Source organism: Pseudomonas sp. SMN5 (assembly GCF_052041925.1).
Lineage (GTDB): Bacteria > Pseudomonadota > Gammaproteobacteria > Pseudomonadales > Pseudomonadaceae > Aquipseudomonas.
In genome coordinates this window covers 39,023-57,099 of sequence record NZ_JBKGGX010000012.1, presented here as the reverse complement: position 1 = coordinate 57,099, position 18,077 = coordinate 39,023, and the positions used below count along the sequence as shown (strand labels likewise).

Here is an 18,077-nt window from a genome sequence, read left to right as displayed (position 1 = left end):
AGTAACAGTTGCACCGGCCAGGCTGCGAATCGCTCTCATCAAGCGATAATGGCAAGTGGACAGCCTGTCGATTTATTCTAGAATGCCTGCTCTAACAAGGACGTCCGAGGGTTTCCCCATGATCAACGCGCAACTGATGCAGCTGGTCATCAATGCTTCGAACGATGGGATTGTCATCGCCGAAAAAGAAGGCGATGAGGACAACATCCTGATCTACGCGAATCCGGCCTTCGAACGGTTGACCGGCTACAGCCGGGACGAAATCCTGTATCAGGATTGCCGTTTCCTGCAATCGGGTGACCGCGACCAACCCGCTCTGGAGCACATCCGCCGGACCTTGAAGGAAGGCGGCGCCTGTCGGGAGGTGCTGCGCAACTATCGTAAGGACGGCACGCCGTTCTGGAATGAACTGTCGTTGACCACGGTGAAAAACGACGCTGACGGACACACGTATTTCGTCGGTGTGCAAAAAGACGTGACGGCCCAGGTCAGGGCTCAGCAGCGTGTTGTCCAGTTGGAACGGGAATTGGCCGAGGCACGGGAAACCATCGCTCGGCTTGAAGCGACGAACGGCGAAAACAAATCGGTGAATTAACGGTCACTCTCTGTAATCACCAGCGAAAAGAAACATCAATCCGAGCACATCATGCCGCGCGATGCCCTTCTGACCCAGGATGAGCTGGACTTCATCCGGACCATGCAGCACAACCCGCAGTTGAACGAGCGGGATGTCACCTCCAGCCTGCTGGTCAATGGTGGATCGCAGATCCGCGACCTGCTGACACGCCTGGCCGCCAACGAGCAGGTCACATTGCAAGCCAATTTCGAAAACCAGCGGATGACCTTTCCGTTACATCTGGTGGAAGACGAATTCCATGCGATGCACCTGCGCCTGGGTGTGCCGAGTATCTATGAGGACGGTCCCAAGATCCGCCCTTGGCGCCTGGTGCTCGAAGAAGCGGTCGCCCTGGAAAATATCAAGGGCCAGCCGGAACCTCTCTGGGTGCATGAAGTGTCGTGCAAAGGCGTTCTGTTGCAAAACCGCAGTCGCGCCAAGCCACCGAAGCAATTCGCCCTGTGGTTCAGCCCGTCAGGCTACGAACGGATTTCCTTGCGGGGCACTTTCGAGCGGGAAACCGCCCGGGGCCTGCTTGCCTATCACTTGAGCCAGAACGACGAGGATGAGACCGAACGCCTGCGCCAGTACATCCTGCAACAACATCGCCTGACGCACCCGGCCATGCACATCTAGCGCGGCGCTTGCGCTACCGGCCCATCACGTATCCAGAGTCCCTGCCAATAGCTGGCGCAAGCGTTGGCGCATCACGTTACCCTCGTTGCCCAGGCAACCGACCGACGAGCCTGCGAGGCTGTCCTGCGCCAGATCGGATGCATCGCCGGCCAGCATCAATGGACAATCCAGGCTCATCGCCAGCTTACGCAAGCGTTTGGGTAAGTCCGGGACAGGTGCATGGTTGGACACCAGCACCAGCGCCAATGGCTGGATCTTCTGGCACACCAGGGCCAGTTCATCGAACGGCAATCCCACCGTCAGCACCCTGACGCCCACCTCCGCCTTGGACAGATACAGAGCGGTGACCAGCAGGTCCAACTCACGACAATGACCGGCAATGGCACACACCAGGACCCGCCGTTCACGACCTTCGCGCTTGAGCAGCAGCCTCTGGATGATACGCGAGCGCAGGAAACCATCGAGGAACACCCATTCACTGGTCTGCCCGAATTCCTGCTGGCGCAGCAGCAATTGGCGCCAGAGCGGCATCAGGATTTCCTGGAACACGATCGAGACGGCATAGGTGGAAAAGATCTGCCCGTAGACACGATCGAGCTCCACATCGTCGAAATCCCCGACCGCAGCGGCCACCTGGCGTTGCCACTGCATATAATCGGCCTTGACCAGGTCGGATGAAATCAACGGGGAGACCGGCTGGATCGACTCGGTCTTCGCCAGGATCTTGCCCACTTTGCTCACCGCCACACCGCGCTCGATCCAGCCCAGGATGCTGCGCACCCGCTCGATATCGCCCAGGGAATATAACCGGTGGCCACTTTCGGTACGGGTGGGCTGGATCAACCCATAGCGCCGCTCCCAGGCACGCAGGGTCACGGGATTCACACCAGTCAAGCGCGCCACTTCGCGAATGGGAAACAGATCTTCCCCTTTCAGCGCACCTGATGCCTGGAAAACAAAGCTATCGTCTGTGATTGCTGTCATTTGCAGACAATTCCGGCGAATAGATTGGATCCCAGTTAACTCCACTCGGACACGTTATTACAAGAACAAACGCTATTGAGGCGCGGTTTTGTTGTTTAACGCGCAATGCCGAACTTCAGAGGTATCCGCAGACAGATGTGCGTCCCACGGATTCGTCGCAATCGCACGCCGCTGTTATAGTTTTGCCCTTGCCGTGAACCGAGCCTGCCCATGCCCAGCGCCATCGCTCCCATCCTGATCACCGGCGCTGCCCAGCGCGTCGGCCTGCACTGCGCCCAACGCTTGCTGGAAGCCGGACAGCCGGTGATCGCGACCTATCGCACCGAACGTGCGGGCGTGCAGACCCTGCGCGACCTGGGGGCGACCCTACTGTTTGCCGATTTCTCCAGCGAAGCGGGGGTCCTGGCGTTCATCGAACAGCTCAAGCAGCACACCGACCGACTGCGGGCCATCGTGCACAACGCCTCGGCCTGGTTGCCGGAAAGCCCGGGAGACGAAGCGGCAGCCTTCAAGGCCATGTTCGGCGTGCACATGCTGGCGCCTTACCTGATCAACCTGCATTGCGCCGAGCTGCTGCAGCGCTCGACGCCGGCGGATATCGTGCACATCAGCGATGACGTGACACGCAAGGGCAGCAGCCGGCACATCGCCTATTGCGCCACCAAGGCCGGCCTCGAAAGCCTGACCCTGTCATTCGCAGCGAAGTACGCGCCGGCCATCAAGGTCAACGGCATCGCCCCCGCCCTGCTATTGTTCAATCCCGACGACGACGCGGCGTACCGTGCCAAGGCCCTGGCCAAATCCGCGCTGGGCATCGAGCCCGGTAGCGACGTGATCTACCAGGGCCTGCGTTATTTGCTGGATAACCCCTATGTCACCGGCACGACCCTGACCGTCAATGGCGGGCGGCACGTCAAATAGCCTTGTCTTGGGAGGGCACCATGACGCTATCCTTGCCCCGGCATTACCGCCGGGTCCTCATCGGCCTCGGCGCGAAGGGTTGCTCGACACCACGGCCGCCGGCGTGGCGGTGGTGAGCGAGGCCCGGCACAGGTGCATGATGATGCGCGGTGTCGAAAAACAGAACTCGACCATGAACACTTTGGTGTTACTGGGCGCCTTGCGCGAGCCCAGCACCCGCCGCCAGGAGTTCGTGCAATTGATCCGACGGAGCAAATAAATGCCACAACTACAGCCAGCCATGGCACGCATCAAGGTCAAGGACCTGCGCCTGCGCACCTTCATCGGCATCAACGAGGATGAAATCCTCAACAAGCAGGATGTGCTGATCAACCTGACCATCCTCTATGCCGCCCAGGAGGCGGTACGCGACAACGACATCGACCACGCGCTGAACTACCGCACCATCACCAAGGCGATCATCGCCCACGTGGAAGGCAACCGCTTCGCCCTGCTCGAACGTCTGACCCAGGAGTTGCTGGATCTGGTCATGGCGAACGAGTCGGTGCTGTATGCCGAGGTCGAGGTCGACAAGCCCCACGCCCTGCGATTCGCCGAGTCGGTGTCGATTACTTTAGCGGCAAGCAGGGCTACTTCGTAGCCGCTTCAAGCTGCAAGCCACAAGCGGTAAGCTTGGCTACCTCAATCCATCTTGCAGCTTGAAGCTTGCCGCTTGGAGCTGTCTCGCAGAGACCACCATGAACGATCAACAACGCCTCGAACTCGAAGCCGCCGCCTTCCGCCGGTTGGTGGCCCACCTGGACAGTCGCAAGGATGTGCAGAACATCGACCTGATGAACCTTGCCGGTTTCTGCCGTAACTGCCTGTCCAAGTGGTACAAGGCCGCCGCCGACGAACGCCAGATCGAGGTCAGCCTCGACGACGCCCGCGAAAGGGTCTACGGCATGCCGTACGCCGAATGGAAAGCCCAATACCAGAAAGAAGCCAGCGCCGAGCAGCAAGCGGCGTTCGCCAAAGGAAAACCCGATGCCTGACCTGAACACCTTCCGCAAGAACCTCAAGAGCGGCGAGCATGCCTTCGCCCAGACCCTGGCTTTTATCGCCGACGGCTACGCTTATCAGCCCCAGGCATTCAGCAATGGCGACGTGCACAACGCAGCCGGCCAGAACGAAGGCTCGTGCAAGACCTTGGGCCTGGCGCTGCTTGAGGGCTTGAGCGATGAAGAAGCATTGCTGGCGTTTGGTGAACACTACCGTTCGGTGCTGGCGACTCCCGAGGGCACGGATCATGGCAACATCCGCGCACTGATGGCCCATGGGCTGGCGGGCGTCAAGTTCGATGAGCAGCCGTTACGGCGGCGTTGATCCACTTTTGCGGCGCGCCCTGTTTTTGTGACAGGGCCGGCTTTTGTGGCGAGGGAGCTTGCTCCCGCTTGAGTGCGCAGCACTCACAACGCAAGCCCCCCGCCCCATCCCAGCCAGCGCTTCGCACTGGAGCGGGAGCAAGCTCCCTCGCCACAGAGAGCCGTCGCTGGGCTTACGTTTCCCACAACCCGACTTTTAAGATTGACCCGGCAACTTTATTTCGTTTGTCGCTCCCTGCGCTCGCCGCTTGAATAAGGCCTGCCCTTCTTCCCCTGCGAGCCGCAATCCATGAGCAGTGAAACCATCAGTCAGTCGATTTCCATCGTTCATCCCGTCAGCCTCAGCCACGGTAAGAATGCCGAAGTCTGGGATACCGACGGCAAACGCTACATCGATTTCGTGGGCGGCATCGGTGTGTTGAACCTGGGGCATTGTCATGCGCGCATCGTCGAGGCGATCCGCGAACAGGCAACGCGGCTGACCCATTATGCGTTCAACGCCGCACCCCATGTACCCTACATTGAACTGATGGAGCGCCTGGCGGCGTTTATTCCGGTGGACTACCCGGTCAGCGGCATGCTCACCAACAGCGGCGCCGAGGCGGCGGAAAACGCCTTGAAGATCGTCCGTGGCGCTACCGGCCGCACGGCAGTCATTGCCTTTGACGGTGCCTTTCACGGCCGCACCCTGGCGACCCTGAATCTCAACGGCAAGGTCGCGCCCTACAAACAGAAAATCGGCGTCCTGCCCGGGCCGGTCTATCACCTGCCCTATCCCAGCAAGGACAACGGCATCAGCTGCGCCGAGGCGCTCAAGGCCATGGAGCGGCTGTTCAGCGTGGAGATCGACGTGAATGACGTGGCCTGCTTCATCGTCGAACCGGTACAGGGCGAAGCCGGTTTCCTGGCGTTGGATATCTCCTTCGCCCAGGCCCTGCGGCAGTTCTGCAACGAAAAAGGCATCGTGCTGATCATCGATGAAATCCAGTCCGGTTTCGGCCGTACCGGCCAGCGCTTTGCATTCGCGCGACTGGGCATCGAGCCGGATTTGATTCTCTTGGGCAAGAGCATCGCCGGCGGCGTGCCCCTCGGCGCGGTGGTCGGGCGCAAGGCGTTGCTGGACAACTTGCCCAAGGGTGGGTTGGGCGGCACCTACTCGGGCAACCCCATCGCCTGCGCCGCTGCATTGGCGACGCTGGACGAGATGAGCGACACCAACCTCAAGGCCTGGGGCACGCAACAGGAAGAAGCGATTGTCAGCCGTTACGAGTCCTGGCGCAGCCGTGGACTGACGCCCTACCTGGGCCGCCTCACCGGTGTCGGCGCCATGCGCGGCCTGGAGCTGGCTCACGTCGACGGCACGCCGGCCGCAGCCCAATTGACCCAACTGCTGGCGCTGGCTCGGGAAGCGGGGTTGCTGCTGATGCCCAGCGGAAAATCGCGGCACATCATCCGCCTGCTGGCGCCGCTGACCACCGAAGCGCAAGTGCTGGAGGAAGGGCTGGATATCCTGGAGGCGTGCCTGGCGAAGCTGGTCTGAAATGCACTGCGTCTGACCCACAAAAACTGTGGGAGCGGGCTTGCTCGCGAAGGCGGTGTGTCAGTTAACATTGATGTCGACTGGTATACCGCTTTCGCGAGCAAGCCCGCTCCCACAGGGCTCAGGGTCCAGCCGCTGATCTTGTGACAGGCATGAAAAAACCGGCCGAAGCCGGTTTTTTCATGCCTGGCGAATCAGAACGAAGCGTTCTGCAAGCCGTCCAGGTAGCGCTCGGTGTCCAGGGCCGCCATGCAGCCGGCACCGGCCGAGGTGATGGCCTGGCGGTAGACGTGGTCGGCCACGTCGCCGGCGGCGAAGATGCCTTCGACGCTGGTGGCGGTGGCGTTACCGTCACGGCCGCCCTTGACCACCAGGTAACCGTCCTTGAGCTCCAGCTGACCTTCGAACAACGAAGTGTTCGGGGTATGGCCGATGGCGATGAACACGCCGTCGACCTTGATCTCGTCGAAACTGCCGTCGTTGTTTTTCAGGCGGGCACCGGTCACGCCCATGTTGTCGCCCAGCACTTCGTCCAGGGTCGCGTTGAGCTTGAGGATGATCTTGCCTTCGGCGACACGGGCGTTGAGCTTGTCGATCAGGATCTTCTCGGCGCGGAAGGTTTCGCGACGGTGGATCAGCGTGACCGTGCTGGCGATGTTGGCCAGGTACAGGGCTTCCTCGACAGCGGTGTTACCACCACCGACCACGGCCACTGGCTTGTTGCGGTAGAAGAAACCGTCGCAAGTGGCGCAGGCAGACACGCCTTTGCCCATGAAGGCCTCTTCCGACGGCAGGCCCAGGTAACGGGCGCTGGCGCCAGTGGCAATGATCAGCGCGTCGCAAGTGTAGGTGGCGCTGTCACCGGTCAAGGTGTACGGCTTGGCAGCGAAATCCACGGCATTGATGTGATCGAAGACGATTTCGGTCTCGAAGCGCTCGGCGTGCTCTTTCATGCGCTCCATCAAGACCGGACCGGTCAGGCCATGGACATCGCCCGGCCAGTTGTCGACTTCGGTGGTGGTGGTCAATTGACCGCCGGCCTGCATGCCGGTGATCAGCAGCGGCTTGAGGTTGGCACGGGCCGCATAGACCGCGGCACTGTAACCGGCAGGGCCGGAACCGAGGATAATCACTCGCGAATGACGGACTTCAGACATGACCTGCTCCTGTTGACCGGACCTTGCGGACCGGAACGCCGGGTGAACGGCGCAAGTAAAAAAGGACTGTGGATGCACTTGGGGAAGGCTTTGGTTCGACAGTCCTGAAAAAGAATGGGTGCAGCGTATCGAGGGAGGGAAGATTAAGGAAATACGGTTTAACAATCCAGCTCATAGGTGAGCTCTATCCGCCTTGGCCCCTCCAATAGCTGCGATCGCCTCGGGAAACGTTGTTACATGCCGTGTCGACGCTTTCCCGCGCACAGCAAAGCCGGTAAGGTCGGCGCGTTCACCTTCGCTCGGAGCCCGTTATGCCCGCCCCCGTTCTGTCCGGCCCGCAATACCTGCGAGAAGGCCTCAAGCTGGTCCTGAGCCCGGGCCTGCGCCTGTTCGTACTCCTGCCGCTGGCGATCAACCTGGTGCTCTTCGTCGGCCTGATCTACCTGGCCGGCCACCAGTTCAGCCTGTGGGTCGATACGCTGATGCCAACGCTGCCTGACTGGCTGAGCTTTCTCAGCTATATCCTCTGGCCGCTGTTCGTGGTGTTGGTGGTGCTGATGGTGTTTTTCACGTTCACGATGCTCGCCAACATCATCGCCGCGCCCTTCAACGGCTTTCTTGCGGAGAAAGTCGAGGTGGTCATCCGTGGCACCGACGACTTTCCCGCTTTCAGCTGGAGCGAATTGGTTGCCATGGTCCCCCGGACCTTCGCTCGGGAGGCGCGCAAGCTCGGCTATTTCCTGCCGCGGGCCCTGGGCCTGTTCGTCCTGTCGCTCATCCCGGTGATCAACGTTGTTGCAGCACCGCTGTGGCTGCTGTTCGGCATCTGGATGATGGCGATCCAATACATCGACTACCCGGCGGACAACCACAAGCTGGGCTGGAACGAAATGCTCGCCTGGTTGCGGCACAAGCGCTGGCAGAGCCTGGGTTTTGGCGGCAGCGTGTACCTGGTGCTGCTGATCCCGCTGGTGAACATCCTGATGATGCCGGCGGCCGTGGCCGGGGCGACCCTGTTCTGGGTCCGCGAGCAAGGCGCCGAGACGGCCCTGACCCGGCGAGGCTGACGGGTCACAAATCCATCACACGGGCGTCACAATGACGACATGGCCCCGGTCGACACTGGGGTCATGACCACACACCTGCACATCACGCTCGTCACCGAAACCTTCCTGCCGGAAATCAATGGCGTGGCCAACACCCTGGGTCGCTTGTACGAAGGCCTGCGTGCCCGTGGACACCGGGTGGAACTGATCCGACCGCGCCAGGCCGAGGATCAGCGCCGGACCAGTGACGAGCAGTTGCTGCTGTGTCGGGGTTGGCCGTTGCCGGGTTACCCGGGATTGCAGTGGGGCCAGTCGTCGATGCACAAGCTGATGCGGCGTTGGAAACGTCATCGCCCGGATGTGCTGTACATCGCCACGGAAGGCCCGCTGGGTTTATCCGCGCTGCGCGCGGCGCGGCGCCTGGGGATCGCGGTGGTCAGTGGGTTTCATACAAATTTCCAGCAATACACCCGACAGTACGGCCTCGGCTTGTTGAGCCGCGTACTGACCCACTACCTGCGCTGGTTTCACAACCGCTCCAGCCTGACCCTGGTGCCCAGCCCCAGCCAGCGCCTGGAACTGGAGCGACGGCAGTTCGAACGTGTGGCGCTATTGTCGCGAGGCGTGGACAGCCAGTTGTTCCATCCGGTCAAGCGCTCGGCCTGCTTGCGTCAGGCCTGGGGCCTTGGGGATGACGACATTGCCGTGATCCATGTCGGACGCCTGGCACCAGAGAAAAACCTCGGCCTGCTCAAGCGCAGTTTCGACACGCTGTGCAAGACGTTCCCTGAGCGTCGGATGAAACTGGTGGTGGTTGGCGACGGCCCGCAGCGCTCGGCGTTGGAACAGGCACTGCCCGAGGCGATCTTCTGCGGCTCGCAACGAGGCGAGGCCCTGGCCAGCCACTATGCGTCCGGGGATGTGTTTATCTTTCCAAGCCTGACCGAAACCTTCGGCAATGTCGTGCTCGAAGCACTGGCGTCCGGGCTGGGCGTGGTGGCTTACGACCAGGCTGCGGCGGCGCAGCACATTCGCCATGGCTACAACGGCGTATTGGCGATGCCTGGGGATGAAGAGGCGTTCTGTGAGGCTGCCTGTTGGCTATTGGAAGCTCGCGAGAACCTGCGCTGCGTGCGGCTCAATGCGCGTCAGCATGCCAGCCGCCAGGGCTGGGCATCGGTGATCGAGCAGTTCGAGGCCCAGTTGCGCGGGGCTTGCGTCGGCGAACAGGGGATACCTGCTGCGCCGACGATGCCCTGAATCCCCAATGATGCTGAGGCCGCCATCGCGAGCAGGCTCGCTCCCACAGGAGGCTTGGCGGGACACAAAACGTATACTCACCGAGGACCGATGTGGGAGCGAGCCTGCTCGCGATAGCGTCAGCCAAGGCGCCGCTCAAACCAACGTCATCAACGCCTCGCGGCTGAATGGCAGAATCTCCTGCTCGCGCCCGTCGCGCACCTTCTGCGCCCAGTCCGGGTCCACCAGCAACGCACGCCCCACCGCCACCAGGTCGAACTCATCATTGTTCAAGCGCTCCAGCAATTTCTCCAGGCTGGCCGGCTGGGCGACTTTGTCGGTGTTGACCATGAACTGCAGGAACTCGCCATCCAGGCCGACGCTACCGACCGTAATGGTGGGCTTGCCGGTGAGTTTGCGGGTCCAGCCCGCCAGGTTGAGTTCGGAACCTTCGAACTCGGGCTCCCAGAACCGCCGCGTCGAACAGTGGAAAATATCCACCCCGGCCTCGGACAACGGCTTGAGGAATTCGCCCAAGGCCTCAGGGGTCTGGACCAGACGCGCGGTGTAGTCCTGCTGTTTCCATTGGGAGAAACGGAAAATGATCGGGAACCCTTCGCCCACCGCCGCACGCACGGCACGGATCAGCTCGATGGCGAAGCGCGAACGATTGGCCAGGCTGCCGCCGTAGCCGTCCGTGCGCTGGTTGCTGCCTTCCCAGAAGAACTGATCGATCAGGTAACCGTGGGCGCCGTGAATTTCCACGCCGTCCATGCCGATGTGCTTGGCGTCTTTGGCAGCCTGGGCGAACGCGGCGATGACGTCGTCGATGTCGGCCTGGGTCATGCCGTGGACCACCACCTGGCCATCCTTGAGCTTCTCCGACGGGCCAAAGCCCGGCACGCTGGCGTCCGGCTCGGTGCCGATGCGACGCACGCTGCCCACATGCCACAGTTGCGGAACGATCTTGCCGCCTTCGGCATGCACCGCATCGACCACCTGTTTCCAGCCGGCCAGCGCGTCGTCACCGTAAAAATGCGGCACGTTGGGATAACCGTTGGAAGCCTTGTGCCCGACGGTCGTGCCTTCGGTGACGATCAGACCGACCCCGGCCGCTGCGCGACGACGGTAATACTCCACGACCTTGGCGTTCGGCACGCCGCCCGGCGAAAACGAACGGGTCATCGGCGCCATCACGACACGGGTCGGCAGTTCGAGCGCGCCGAGATGAAAGGGTTTGAACAGGGCTTTTACAGGCATGGGGCACTCCACGGACAGGGTCGCAGGTCAGATATGACGAGGATAATATGTGTCGTGCGCAGTGCTGGGTAGCACTATTGATTGGAGTGATTAAGGATCAGAAAGCAGCATGGGAAAGTTTGCGCGCCGCCATACCTGTGGCGAGGGAGCTGCTCCCGCTGGGGTGCGAAGCAGCCCCAAGTTTTTGCGGTTGCTACGCAACCGAGCGGGAGCAAGCTCCCTCACCTCAGGGTGCCTGCATGTCTCCTGGACCCAATAGGGATTGCCTGACCGCAGGAATCAGCCCAACGCTTTTTCGATGGCCTGGATCACCGCAGGATCATCCGGCGCCGTACGCGGCGAGAAACGCGCCAGCACGCGACCGTCCTTGCCGAGCAGGAATTTTTCGAAGTTCCAGGTAATGTCCCCGGGAAACTCAGCGCCCTCGCCCGCCAGCAGGCGATACAACTGATGGCGGTCAGGACCGTTCACTTCCAGCTTGCTGGACAAGGGAAACGTGACGCCATAGTTGAGGCTGCAGAACTCCTGGATCTGCTGCTCGGTTCCCGGTTCCTGACCGGCAAACTGGTTGCAGGGCAGCCCCAGCACGCTGAAGCCTCGGTCCTTGAACTGTTGATAAAGGTTTTCCAGCGCAGCGTATTGCGGCGTCAGGCCACATTTGGAGGCGACGTTGACCACCAGCACGACTTGCCCCTTGAACGGCGCCAGGGGAAGCTCCTGACCATCCAGGGCTTTGAGTTTAAGGTCGTGGAAAGCACTCATGACGAACTCCAGGTTTGCAGGTCTTTTCGAAACAGCCACGGCCGATGCTAACAGCAACCGACCAAAAAAGGCGCCTCACGGCGCCTTTCCAGTTCTCTGAGCGTAGCGCAGAAATCAGTGGTGGTGACCACCCTCGCCATGGACGTGACCATGGGCGATTTCTTCCTGGCTGGCGTCGCGAATGTCGACGACCTTGACCTTGAAGTTCAGGCGCTGGCCGGCCAGCGGGTGGTTGCCGTCAACGGTCACATCGTCGCCTTCCAGGTCGCGGATGGTCACGATCTGCATCTGGCCATCGGGCGCCGACGCGTGGAACTGCATGCCGACTTCCAGCTCATCCACGCCTTCGAACATGCTGCGGCTCAGGGTGCTGACCAGTTCGGCGGAGTATTCACCGTAGGCGTCTTCCGGTTCAACGGCAACACTCAGCTCGTCACCGGCGGTTTTACCTTCCAGGGCTTTTTCCAGGCCCGGGATGATGTTGCCTGCGCCATGCAGGTAGACCAGCGGAGCGCCGCCGGCAGAGCTGTCGATGACCTCACCAGCGTCGTTGGTCAGGGTATAGTCAATGGAGACAGCCTTATTGGCGGCGATCAGCATGGGGCGAGACCTTTTGCATAAGAATGAAGAACGGACAAGTCTAAACAAGGATTTGCCCGAAAGCGAACGGAACCCGGACAAACGGGCTGGCTCGAACCGATCGACGGTCACCGGTTTCCACCAGGATGAGGACGGCCACTGGGTGGTCGAACTGTCCTGCGGCCATACCCAGCACCTGCGTCACCAGCCACCCTGGCAGTCACGGGCCTGGGTCCTGGACCCGGCGCAACGTATTGAAAAAATAGGCCAGAGCTTCGGTTGCGGCTGGTGCGCACAGACCCCGGTTAGCGATAACCTTGGCGACTGAATCTGACGGCAGATGGCCAGACATAGGCCTCGCCCTTGCCATGCACCTTTAGGGAATCCGCATGCAAACTTTTTTTATCGCGCCCACCGATTTTGGAGTGGGACTGACCTCCATCAGCCTCGGGCTGGTGCGTACGCTGGAACGGGCCGGGCTGAAAGTCGGCTTTTTCAAACCGATTGCCCAACCCCACCCTGGCGATACCGGGCCGGAACGCTCCACCGAACTGGTGGCCCGCACCCATGGTCTGAAGCCACCGCAGCCGCTGGGCCTGGCCCATGTCGAACGCATGCTCGGCGATGGCCAGCTCGATGAACTGCTGGAAGAAATCATCACCCTCTACCAGCAGGCCGCCATCGGCAAGGATGTGCTGGTCGTCGAAGGCATGGTACCGACCCGCAGCGCCAGTTACGCCGCCCGGGTCAACCTGCACCTGGCCAAGAGCCTGGACGCCGAGGTGATCCTGGTGTCGGCGCCGGAAAACGACGTGCTGACCGAGCTTTCCGGGCGCGTGGAGTTGCAGGCGCAACTGTTTGGCGGGCCGAAGGACCCGAAAGTTCTCGGGGTGATCCTGAACAAGGTGCGCACCGACGAAAACATCGAGGCCTTCAGTGCACGGCTCAAGGAGCACTCGCCCTTGTTGCGCAGCGGCGACTTCCGCCTGCTGGGCTGCATCCCGTTTCGCCCGGAGCTCAACGCCCCGCGCACCCGTGACGTGGCCGACCTGATGGGCGCGCAGGTGCTCAATGCCGGGGACTACGAAACCCGGCGCATGAGCACCATCATCATTTGCGCCCGCACCATGCGCAACACCGTGGAACTGCTCAAGCCCGGCGTGCTGGTGGTGACGCCTGGCGATCGCGACGACATCATTCTCGCCGTCAGTCTGGCAGCGATCAATGGCGTGCCGTTGGCCGGCCTGCTCCTGACCAGCGACACCCTGCCCGACCCACGCATCATGGATCTGTGCCGAGGCGCCTTGCAGGCCGGACTGCCGGTGCTCTCGGTGAGCACCGGCTCCTACGACACCGCCAACCTGCTCAACGGCCTGAACAAGGAAATCCCGATCGATGACCGCGAACGCGCCGAAATCATCACCGACTTCGTCGCCAGCCACCTGGACGCCAACTGGCTGCACCAACGCTGCGGCACGCCACGGGAGATGCGCCTGTCGCCGGCGGTCTTCCGCTATCAGCTGATCCAACGCGCCCAGGCCGCCAACAAACGCATCGTGCTGCCCGAAGGCAGCGAACCCTTGACCGTGCAGGCCGCCGCGATTTGCCAGGCCCGGGGCATCGCCCGCTGCGTGCTGCTGGCCAAACCGGCCGACGTCGAAGCGGTAGCCCGGGCCCAGGGCATCGAACTGCCGCCAGGGCTGGAAATTCTCGATCCGGACACGATCCGCGAGCGTTACGTCGAGCCCATGGTGAAACTGCGCAAGAGCAAAAGCCTGAACGCACCGATGGCCGAGCAGCAACTGGAAGACACCGTGGTCATCGGCACCATGATGCTGGCGCTCGATGAAGTGGACGGGCTGGTTTCCGGGGTGATCCACTCCACCGCCAACACCATCCGCCCGGCCCTGCAACTGATCAAGACCGCACCGGGTTGCTCCCTGGTGTCCTCGGTGTTCTTCATGCTGTTCCCCGAGGAAGTGCTGGTCTACGGCGACTGCGTGATGAACCCGCACCCCAGCGCTGCGGAGCTGGCAGAGATCGCCCTGCAAAGCGCCGACTCGGCCGCCGCGTTCGGCATCACCCCGCGAGTGGCGATGCTCAGTTATTCCAGCGGCGAGTCGGCCAGTGGCGAAGAAGTGGAGAAAGTCCGCGAGGCGACCCTGCTGGCTCACGAGGCGCAGCACAGCCTGCTGATCGACGGCCCGCTGCAATACGATGCCGCGGCCAACGAAACCGTCGCCCGGCAACTGGCCCCCAATAGCCAGGTGGCCGGCCGTGCCACTGTGTTCATTTTCCCGGACCTGAACACCGGCAACACCACCCACAAGGCGGTACAGCGCAGCGCTGATTGCGTCAGCCTCGGGCCGATGCTGCAAGGCCTGCGCAAACCGGTGAACGACTTGCCGCGCGGCGCCCAGGTCGACGACATCGTGTACACCATCGCCCTGACCGCGATCCAAGCCGCCAACCGACCCATGGACCTTTAAATGCTGGATTTCCTGCCTGCCGCCGTGCGCGGTGTCATCGCTTCGCTGCTGCTAGCCCTCAATACGATCGTCTGTTGCACACCGTTGTTCGTCGTGGCGATTTTCAAGTTGCTGCTGCCGTTTCCTGCCGCTCAGCGCTTCACTGACTGGCTGATGAGCCACATTCACGAAGCCTGGATCAGCAACAACAAGGCCTGGATGAACCTGGTGCGCCGCACCCGCTGGCACCTCAGTGGCCTGGAGGGCCTGGACTACCAGCACTCGTACCTGATCACCAGCAATCACCAGAGCTGGGTCGACATCATGGTGTTGCAGTACGTGCTGAACCGTCGCGTGCGCCCGTTGAAGTTCTTTCTCAAGCAGGAATTGATCTGGGTGCCGGTGATCGGTCTCGCTTGGTGGGCGCTGGGCTTTCCGTTCATGAAACGCTACTCCAGGACGTACCTGGAAAAGCACCCGGAAAAGAAAGGCAAGGACCTGGAAACCACCCGCAAGACCTGCGCGAAGTTTCGCCACAACCCGGTGGGCATCTTCAACTTCGTCGAGGGTACCCGCTTCACCGAAGGCAAGCATGCGCAGCAGCAGTCACCGTTTCGCTACCTGCTCAAGCCCAAGGCCGGCGGCATCGCGTTCGTGCTGGATGCCATGGGTGAGCAACTGGAGTCGATCATCAACGTGACTATTCACTACCCAGGCGGTCGTCCGGGGTATTGGGACCTGCTGTGCGGCAACGTTGCCGAGGTGGTCGTGCACTTCCAGGAACTGAAGATCCCACCCCAGTTCATCGGCAAGAGCTACGACCTGGACGGCGCGTATCGCCTGGAGTTCCAGGGCTGGATCAACCAGCTGTGGCAGGACAAGGATGCGTTGCTGGAGCAGATGCATCGGGAACATCCCGCCAAGTCTTGAGGTGGCTGCACTGGCCTCATCGCGAGCAAGCTCGCTCCCACAGGGATCGGGGTGAACGCCGACTCTGTATTCACTGACAATCCCCTGTGGGAGCGAGCTTGCTCGCGATAGCATCCCTCCAGACAACAAAAAAAGCCCGCCGATGATCGCTCATCGGCGGGCTTTTTAATTGCCGCTTGCGCTTAGATCGCGCCGCGCTTGCGCAGCAACTCCAGCACTTGCTTGACGCTCTCTTCCAGTGTCAGCGCCTGGGTGTCGATCACCAGGTCGGCATCCAGCGGCACGTCATACGGGAAGGACTCGCCCGGGATATTGTCGCCAGCAGCGGCATACAGCCCTTGCGGATCACGTTGTGCACACACCGTCGGCGAGGCCTGGACGTAGACGGTCAGCAGACGGTCCCGACCGATCAGGTCCTTGGCCTGTTCACGCCCTTCAGCGCTCGGCGCAACGAATGCCGCCAGGGTCAGCAGGCCGGCTTCGTTGAACTGACGGGCGACGTGGGCGGCGCGACGCCAGTTTTCAGTGCGTCCGGCGCGATCCTGCGGCAAGCCCTTGTTCAGGTCATGACGCAGGTTCTGGCCATCCAGCACAAACACCGCGCGACCGGAATCGAACAGCTTGCGCTCCACGGCATAGGCCAGCGTGCTCTTGCCAGCACCCGACAAGCCACTGAACAGGACCGTGGCCGGCTTCTGACCGAAACGCTGGGCGCGTTCTTCCACCGACACATGGGCCAGCTTGCCGTGATGAGTGCTGCTGCCATGAGCCAGAGGCTGGGCGACGATCATGCCGGCGCCAACGGTGCCGTTGGTCAGGCGGTCAATGACAATGAACGCACCGGTGGTGCGGTTGTTGTCGTAGCCGTCCAGGGCAATCGGCGCGTCCAGGGCGATCTTCACCTTGCCGATTTCGTTGAGTTGCAACGCGCTGGCCGGGCCCTCTTCGAGGGTGTTCACATCGACCCGGTTGACGATGCTGGCAATCGAGCCCGGCACATAGCTGGTGGCCCGCTTGATGTCGTATTTCTTGCCCGGCAGCATCGGCTCTTCAGCCATCCACACCAGCATTGCTTCGAAGCTGTCGGTCACCGGCGGGACGTTGTCGGCATGCACCAGCAAGTCGCCGCGGGAAATGTCGATCTCGTCTTCCATGGTCAGCGTCACCGCCTGGCCAGGACCCGCCTGCTCCAGTTCACCTTCGAAGGTGACGATGGATTTGACGCGGCTGCTCTTGCCCGATGGCAACACCACCACTTCATCGCCCTTGTGCACGATGCCGCTGGCCAGGGTGCCGGCGAAACCGCGGAAGTTCAGGTTCGGACGGTTGACGTACTGCACCGGGAAACGCAGGTCAGTGAAGTTGCGGTCGCCCGCCACTTCCACGGTCTCGAGGATTTCCATCAGCGACTGGCCGGTGTACCACGGCGAGCGCTCGGACTTGTTCACCACGTTGTCGCCCTTGAGGGCGGACATCGGCACGAAGTGCAGGCTGGTGGGCTGATTCTTCAGTCCTTCGGCGAACTGCAGGTAGTCGGCCTTGATCGACTCGAACACACCCTGGTCGAAGCCCTTGAGGTCCATCTTGTTGATGGCCACGACGATGTGCTTGATGCCTAGCAACGAGGCGATGAAGCTGTGGCGACGGGTCTGGGTCTGCACGCCGTAGCGGGCGTCCACCAGGATGATCGCCAGGTCACAGGTGGAGGCACCGGTGGCCATGTTGCGGGTGTACTGCTCATGGCCGGGGGTGTCGGCGATGATGAACTTGCGCTTGGCGGTGGAGAAATAGCGGTACGCGACATCGATGGTGATGCCTTGCTCGCGCTCGGCCTGCAAGCCGTCGACCAGCAGCGCCAGGTCGATGTCGTCACCGGTGGTGCCGACTTTCTTCGAATCGCGGGTGATGGCTTCCAGGTGATCCTCGTAGATCATCTTGGAGTCGTGCAGCAGGCGCCCGATCAGGGTGCTCTTGCCGTCGTCGACGTTACCGCAGGTCAGGAACCGCAGCAGCTCTTTACGCTCGTGCTGGCCCAGGTAGGCGAGGATGTCCTCGCTGATCAAATCAGATTGGTGGCTCATTGGGTTCAAGCTCCGAGCTGTAAGCTTCAAGCGGCAAGCTTGTCGGCGTACAGCTAGTCAGAAATTTTGTTGATCAAGCCGCAGAGCATTTTCGATAGCTCGCGGGTTTCTGTAATCCAATTCTCAGCCTGCGGGTCTGCGATGTAGGCAATTTCACGACCGATGAGGAGCTGCGTACGTAACTCCCCGCAGGAGGCTTTTGCGATCCAGAGGAAACGAACTTTTTCTCTAGCGCTACCACGCTCCATACCTTCTGCAATATTGGAAGGTACCGAGAGTGCAGAACGAGTGATCTGATCTTTGAAACCAAAGTCCCTGCATCGCGCAAACTCTCTAAAAATCCCCACCGCCAGACACTTGCTCCGTTGCCAGACAATCAGTTTCTCGAAATCCATTGAGAATTATCCGATGACGGCTCGCAACAACCGGCTGCAAGCACCAAGCTGCGAAGTTACGCATACCGCCTTTAACTTGCAGCTCGCCGCTTGTAACTC

19 protein-coding genes and 1 pseudogene are annotated in these 18,077 nt (G+C 61.4%); 13 read left to right on the top strand and 7 right to left on the bottom strand.

The window, feature by feature from the left end; all coding sequences use genetic code 11:
* Window positions 1–118: 118 nt before the first annotated feature.
* Both ACLEJR_RS14035 and ACLEJR_RS14030 read left to right on the top strand, forming a co-directional pair.
* Window positions 119–595 (top strand): PAS domain-containing protein, encoded by a 477-nt coding sequence (locus ACLEJR_RS14035; protein WP_440814628.1) that lies wholly within the window; start codon window positions 119–121, stop codon window positions 593–595.
* Window positions 596–646: 51 nt separating this feature from the next.
* The gene (locus ACLEJR_RS14030) at window positions 647–1,252 is read left to right on the top strand and encodes a hypothetical protein (protein ID WP_440814626.1); all 606 of its coding nucleotides are present in this window, start codon (window positions 647–649) and stop codon (window positions 1,250–1,252) included.
* A gap of 24 nt (window positions 1,253–1,276) precedes the next feature.
* Here ACLEJR_RS14030 and ACLEJR_RS14025 read toward each other — a convergent pair whose 3' ends face one another.
* On the bottom strand, window positions 1,277–2,236 hold the full coding sequence (locus tag ACLEJR_RS14025; protein ID WP_440793843.1) for a MerR family transcriptional regulator: 960 nt from the start codon (window positions 2,234–2,236) through the stop codon (window positions 1,277–1,279).
* A gap of 210 nt (window positions 2,237–2,446) precedes the next feature.
* Here ACLEJR_RS14025 and folM point away from each other — a divergent pair, with 210 nt between their 5' ends.
* The 6 genes and pseudogenes from folM (at window position 2,447) to ACLEJR_RS13995 (ending at window position 6,061) form a co-directional block, all read left to right on the top strand.
* On the top strand, window positions 2,447–3,157 hold the full coding sequence (folM, locus tag ACLEJR_RS14020) for a dihydromonapterin reductase (RefSeq protein ID WP_440814624.1): 711 nt from the start codon (window positions 2,447–2,449) through the stop codon (window positions 3,155–3,157).
* A gap of 88 nt (window positions 3,158–3,245) precedes the next feature.
* Window positions 3,246–3,416 (top strand): annotated as a pseudogene (locus ACLEJR_RS14015) (GTP cyclohydrolase I); the annotation flags it as partial.
* On the top strand, window positions 3,417–3,797 hold the full coding sequence (folX, locus tag ACLEJR_RS14010) for a dihydroneopterin triphosphate 2'-epimerase (RefSeq protein WP_025211888.1): 381 nt from the start codon (window positions 3,417–3,419) through the stop codon (window positions 3,795–3,797).
* A 97-nt stretch (window positions 3,798–3,894) separates the two neighbouring features.
* On the top strand, window positions 3,895–4,191 hold the full coding sequence (locus ACLEJR_RS14005; protein ID WP_440814622.1) for a DUF1244 domain-containing protein: 297 nt from the start codon (window positions 3,895–3,897) through the stop codon (window positions 4,189–4,191).
* Window positions 4,184–4,522 carry a HopJ type III effector protein gene (locus tag ACLEJR_RS14000; protein ID WP_440793838.1) on the top strand — a complete coding sequence of 113 codons (339 nt, stop codon included), beginning with the start codon at window positions 4,184–4,186 and terminating at the stop codon, window positions 4,520–4,522. Before ACLEJR_RS14005 ends, ACLEJR_RS14000 begins: the two co-directional genes overlap by 8 nt.
* Window positions 4,523–4,810: 288 nt before the next feature.
* Entirely contained in the window at window positions 4,811–6,061 is a 1,251-nt protein-coding gene (locus tag ACLEJR_RS13995) for a 2-aminoadipate transaminase (protein ID WP_440814620.1), read from the top strand.
* A 194-nt stretch (window positions 6,062–6,255) separates the two neighbouring features.
* Here ACLEJR_RS13995 and trxB read toward each other — a convergent pair whose 3' ends face one another.
* Entirely contained in the window at window positions 6,256–7,218 is a 963-nt protein-coding gene (trxB, locus tag ACLEJR_RS13990; RefSeq protein ID WP_047228640.1) for a thioredoxin-disulfide reductase, read from the bottom strand.
* 311 nt (window positions 7,219–7,529) lie between these two features.
* On the opposite strand from trxB, the gene cysZ reads away from it, so the two are divergent.
* Both cysZ and ACLEJR_RS13980 read left to right on the top strand, forming a co-directional pair.
* The gene (gene cysZ / locus ACLEJR_RS13985; RefSeq protein WP_440793834.1) at window positions 7,530–8,285 is read left to right on the top strand and encodes a sulfate transporter CysZ; all 756 of its coding nucleotides are present in this window, start codon (window positions 7,530–7,532) and stop codon (window positions 8,283–8,285) included.
* Window positions 8,286–8,324: 39 nt separating this feature from the next.
* Window positions 8,325–9,524: a glycosyltransferase family 4 protein gene (locus ACLEJR_RS13980; RefSeq protein WP_440793832.1), complete on the top strand. Its 1,200-nt coding sequence runs from the start codon at window positions 8,325–8,327 to the stop codon at window positions 9,522–9,524.
* 135 nt (window positions 9,525–9,659) lie between these two features.
* Here the strand turns inward: ACLEJR_RS13980 and ACLEJR_RS13975 are convergent, their stop codons facing one another.
* The 3 genes from ACLEJR_RS13975 to ACLEJR_RS13965 all read right to left on the bottom strand — a co-directional run bounded on the left by ACLEJR_RS13975 (window position 9,660) and on the right by ACLEJR_RS13965 (window position 12,125).
* Window positions 9,660–10,763: an NADH:flavin oxidoreductase gene (locus ACLEJR_RS13975; RefSeq protein WP_440793830.1), complete on the bottom strand. Its 1,104-nt coding sequence runs from the start codon at window positions 10,761–10,763 to the stop codon at window positions 9,660–9,662.
* A 279-nt stretch (window positions 10,764–11,042) separates the two neighbouring features.
* A complete protein-coding gene (locus ACLEJR_RS13970; protein ID WP_440793829.1) occupies window positions 11,043–11,525 on the bottom strand; it encodes a glutathione peroxidase in 483 nt (160 codons plus the stop codon).
* Between the two features lie 114 nt (window positions 11,526–11,639).
* Entirely contained in the window at window positions 11,640–12,125 is a 486-nt protein-coding gene (locus ACLEJR_RS13965; protein ID WP_440793827.1) for an FKBP-type peptidyl-prolyl cis-trans isomerase, read from the bottom strand.
* Between ACLEJR_RS13965 and ACLEJR_RS13960 the strand changes: the two genes are divergently transcribed.
* The 3 genes from ACLEJR_RS13960 to ACLEJR_RS13950 all read left to right on the top strand — a co-directional run bounded on the left by ACLEJR_RS13960 (window position 12,094) and on the right by ACLEJR_RS13950 (window position 15,502).
* Window positions 12,094–12,432, top strand: coding sequence for a DUF3565 domain-containing protein (locus tag ACLEJR_RS13960; protein WP_440793825.1), 339 nt, complete (start codon window positions 12,094–12,096; stop codon window positions 12,430–12,432). The two genes, ACLEJR_RS13965 and ACLEJR_RS13960, sit on opposite strands and share 32 nt — an antisense overlap.
* A gap of 61 nt (window positions 12,433–12,493) precedes the next feature.
* Complete coding sequence (gene pta / locus ACLEJR_RS13955) at window positions 12,494–14,593, top strand: phosphate acetyltransferase (protein WP_440814618.1); 2,100 nt, start codon at window positions 12,494–12,496, stop codon at window positions 14,591–14,593.
* The gene (locus ACLEJR_RS13950) at window positions 14,594–15,502 is read left to right on the top strand and encodes an acyltransferase (protein WP_440814616.1); all 909 of its coding nucleotides are present in this window, start codon (window positions 14,594–14,596) and stop codon (window positions 15,500–15,502) included.
* 182 nt (window positions 15,503–15,684) lie between these two features.
* On the opposite strand, the gene cysN is transcribed toward ACLEJR_RS13950, so the two are convergent.
* Complete coding sequence (gene cysN / locus ACLEJR_RS13945) at window positions 15,685–17,583, bottom strand: sulfate adenylyltransferase subunit CysN (RefSeq protein ID WP_440793819.1); 1,899 nt, start codon at window positions 17,581–17,583, stop codon at window positions 15,685–15,687.
* Window positions 17,584–17,636: 53 nt separating this feature from the next.
* The gene (locus ACLEJR_RS13940; RefSeq protein WP_440814614.1) at window positions 17,637–17,978 is read right to left on the bottom strand and encodes a four helix bundle protein; all 342 of its coding nucleotides are present in this window, start codon (window positions 17,976–17,978) and stop codon (window positions 17,637–17,639) included.
* Window positions 17,979–18,077: the final 99 nt, after the last annotated feature.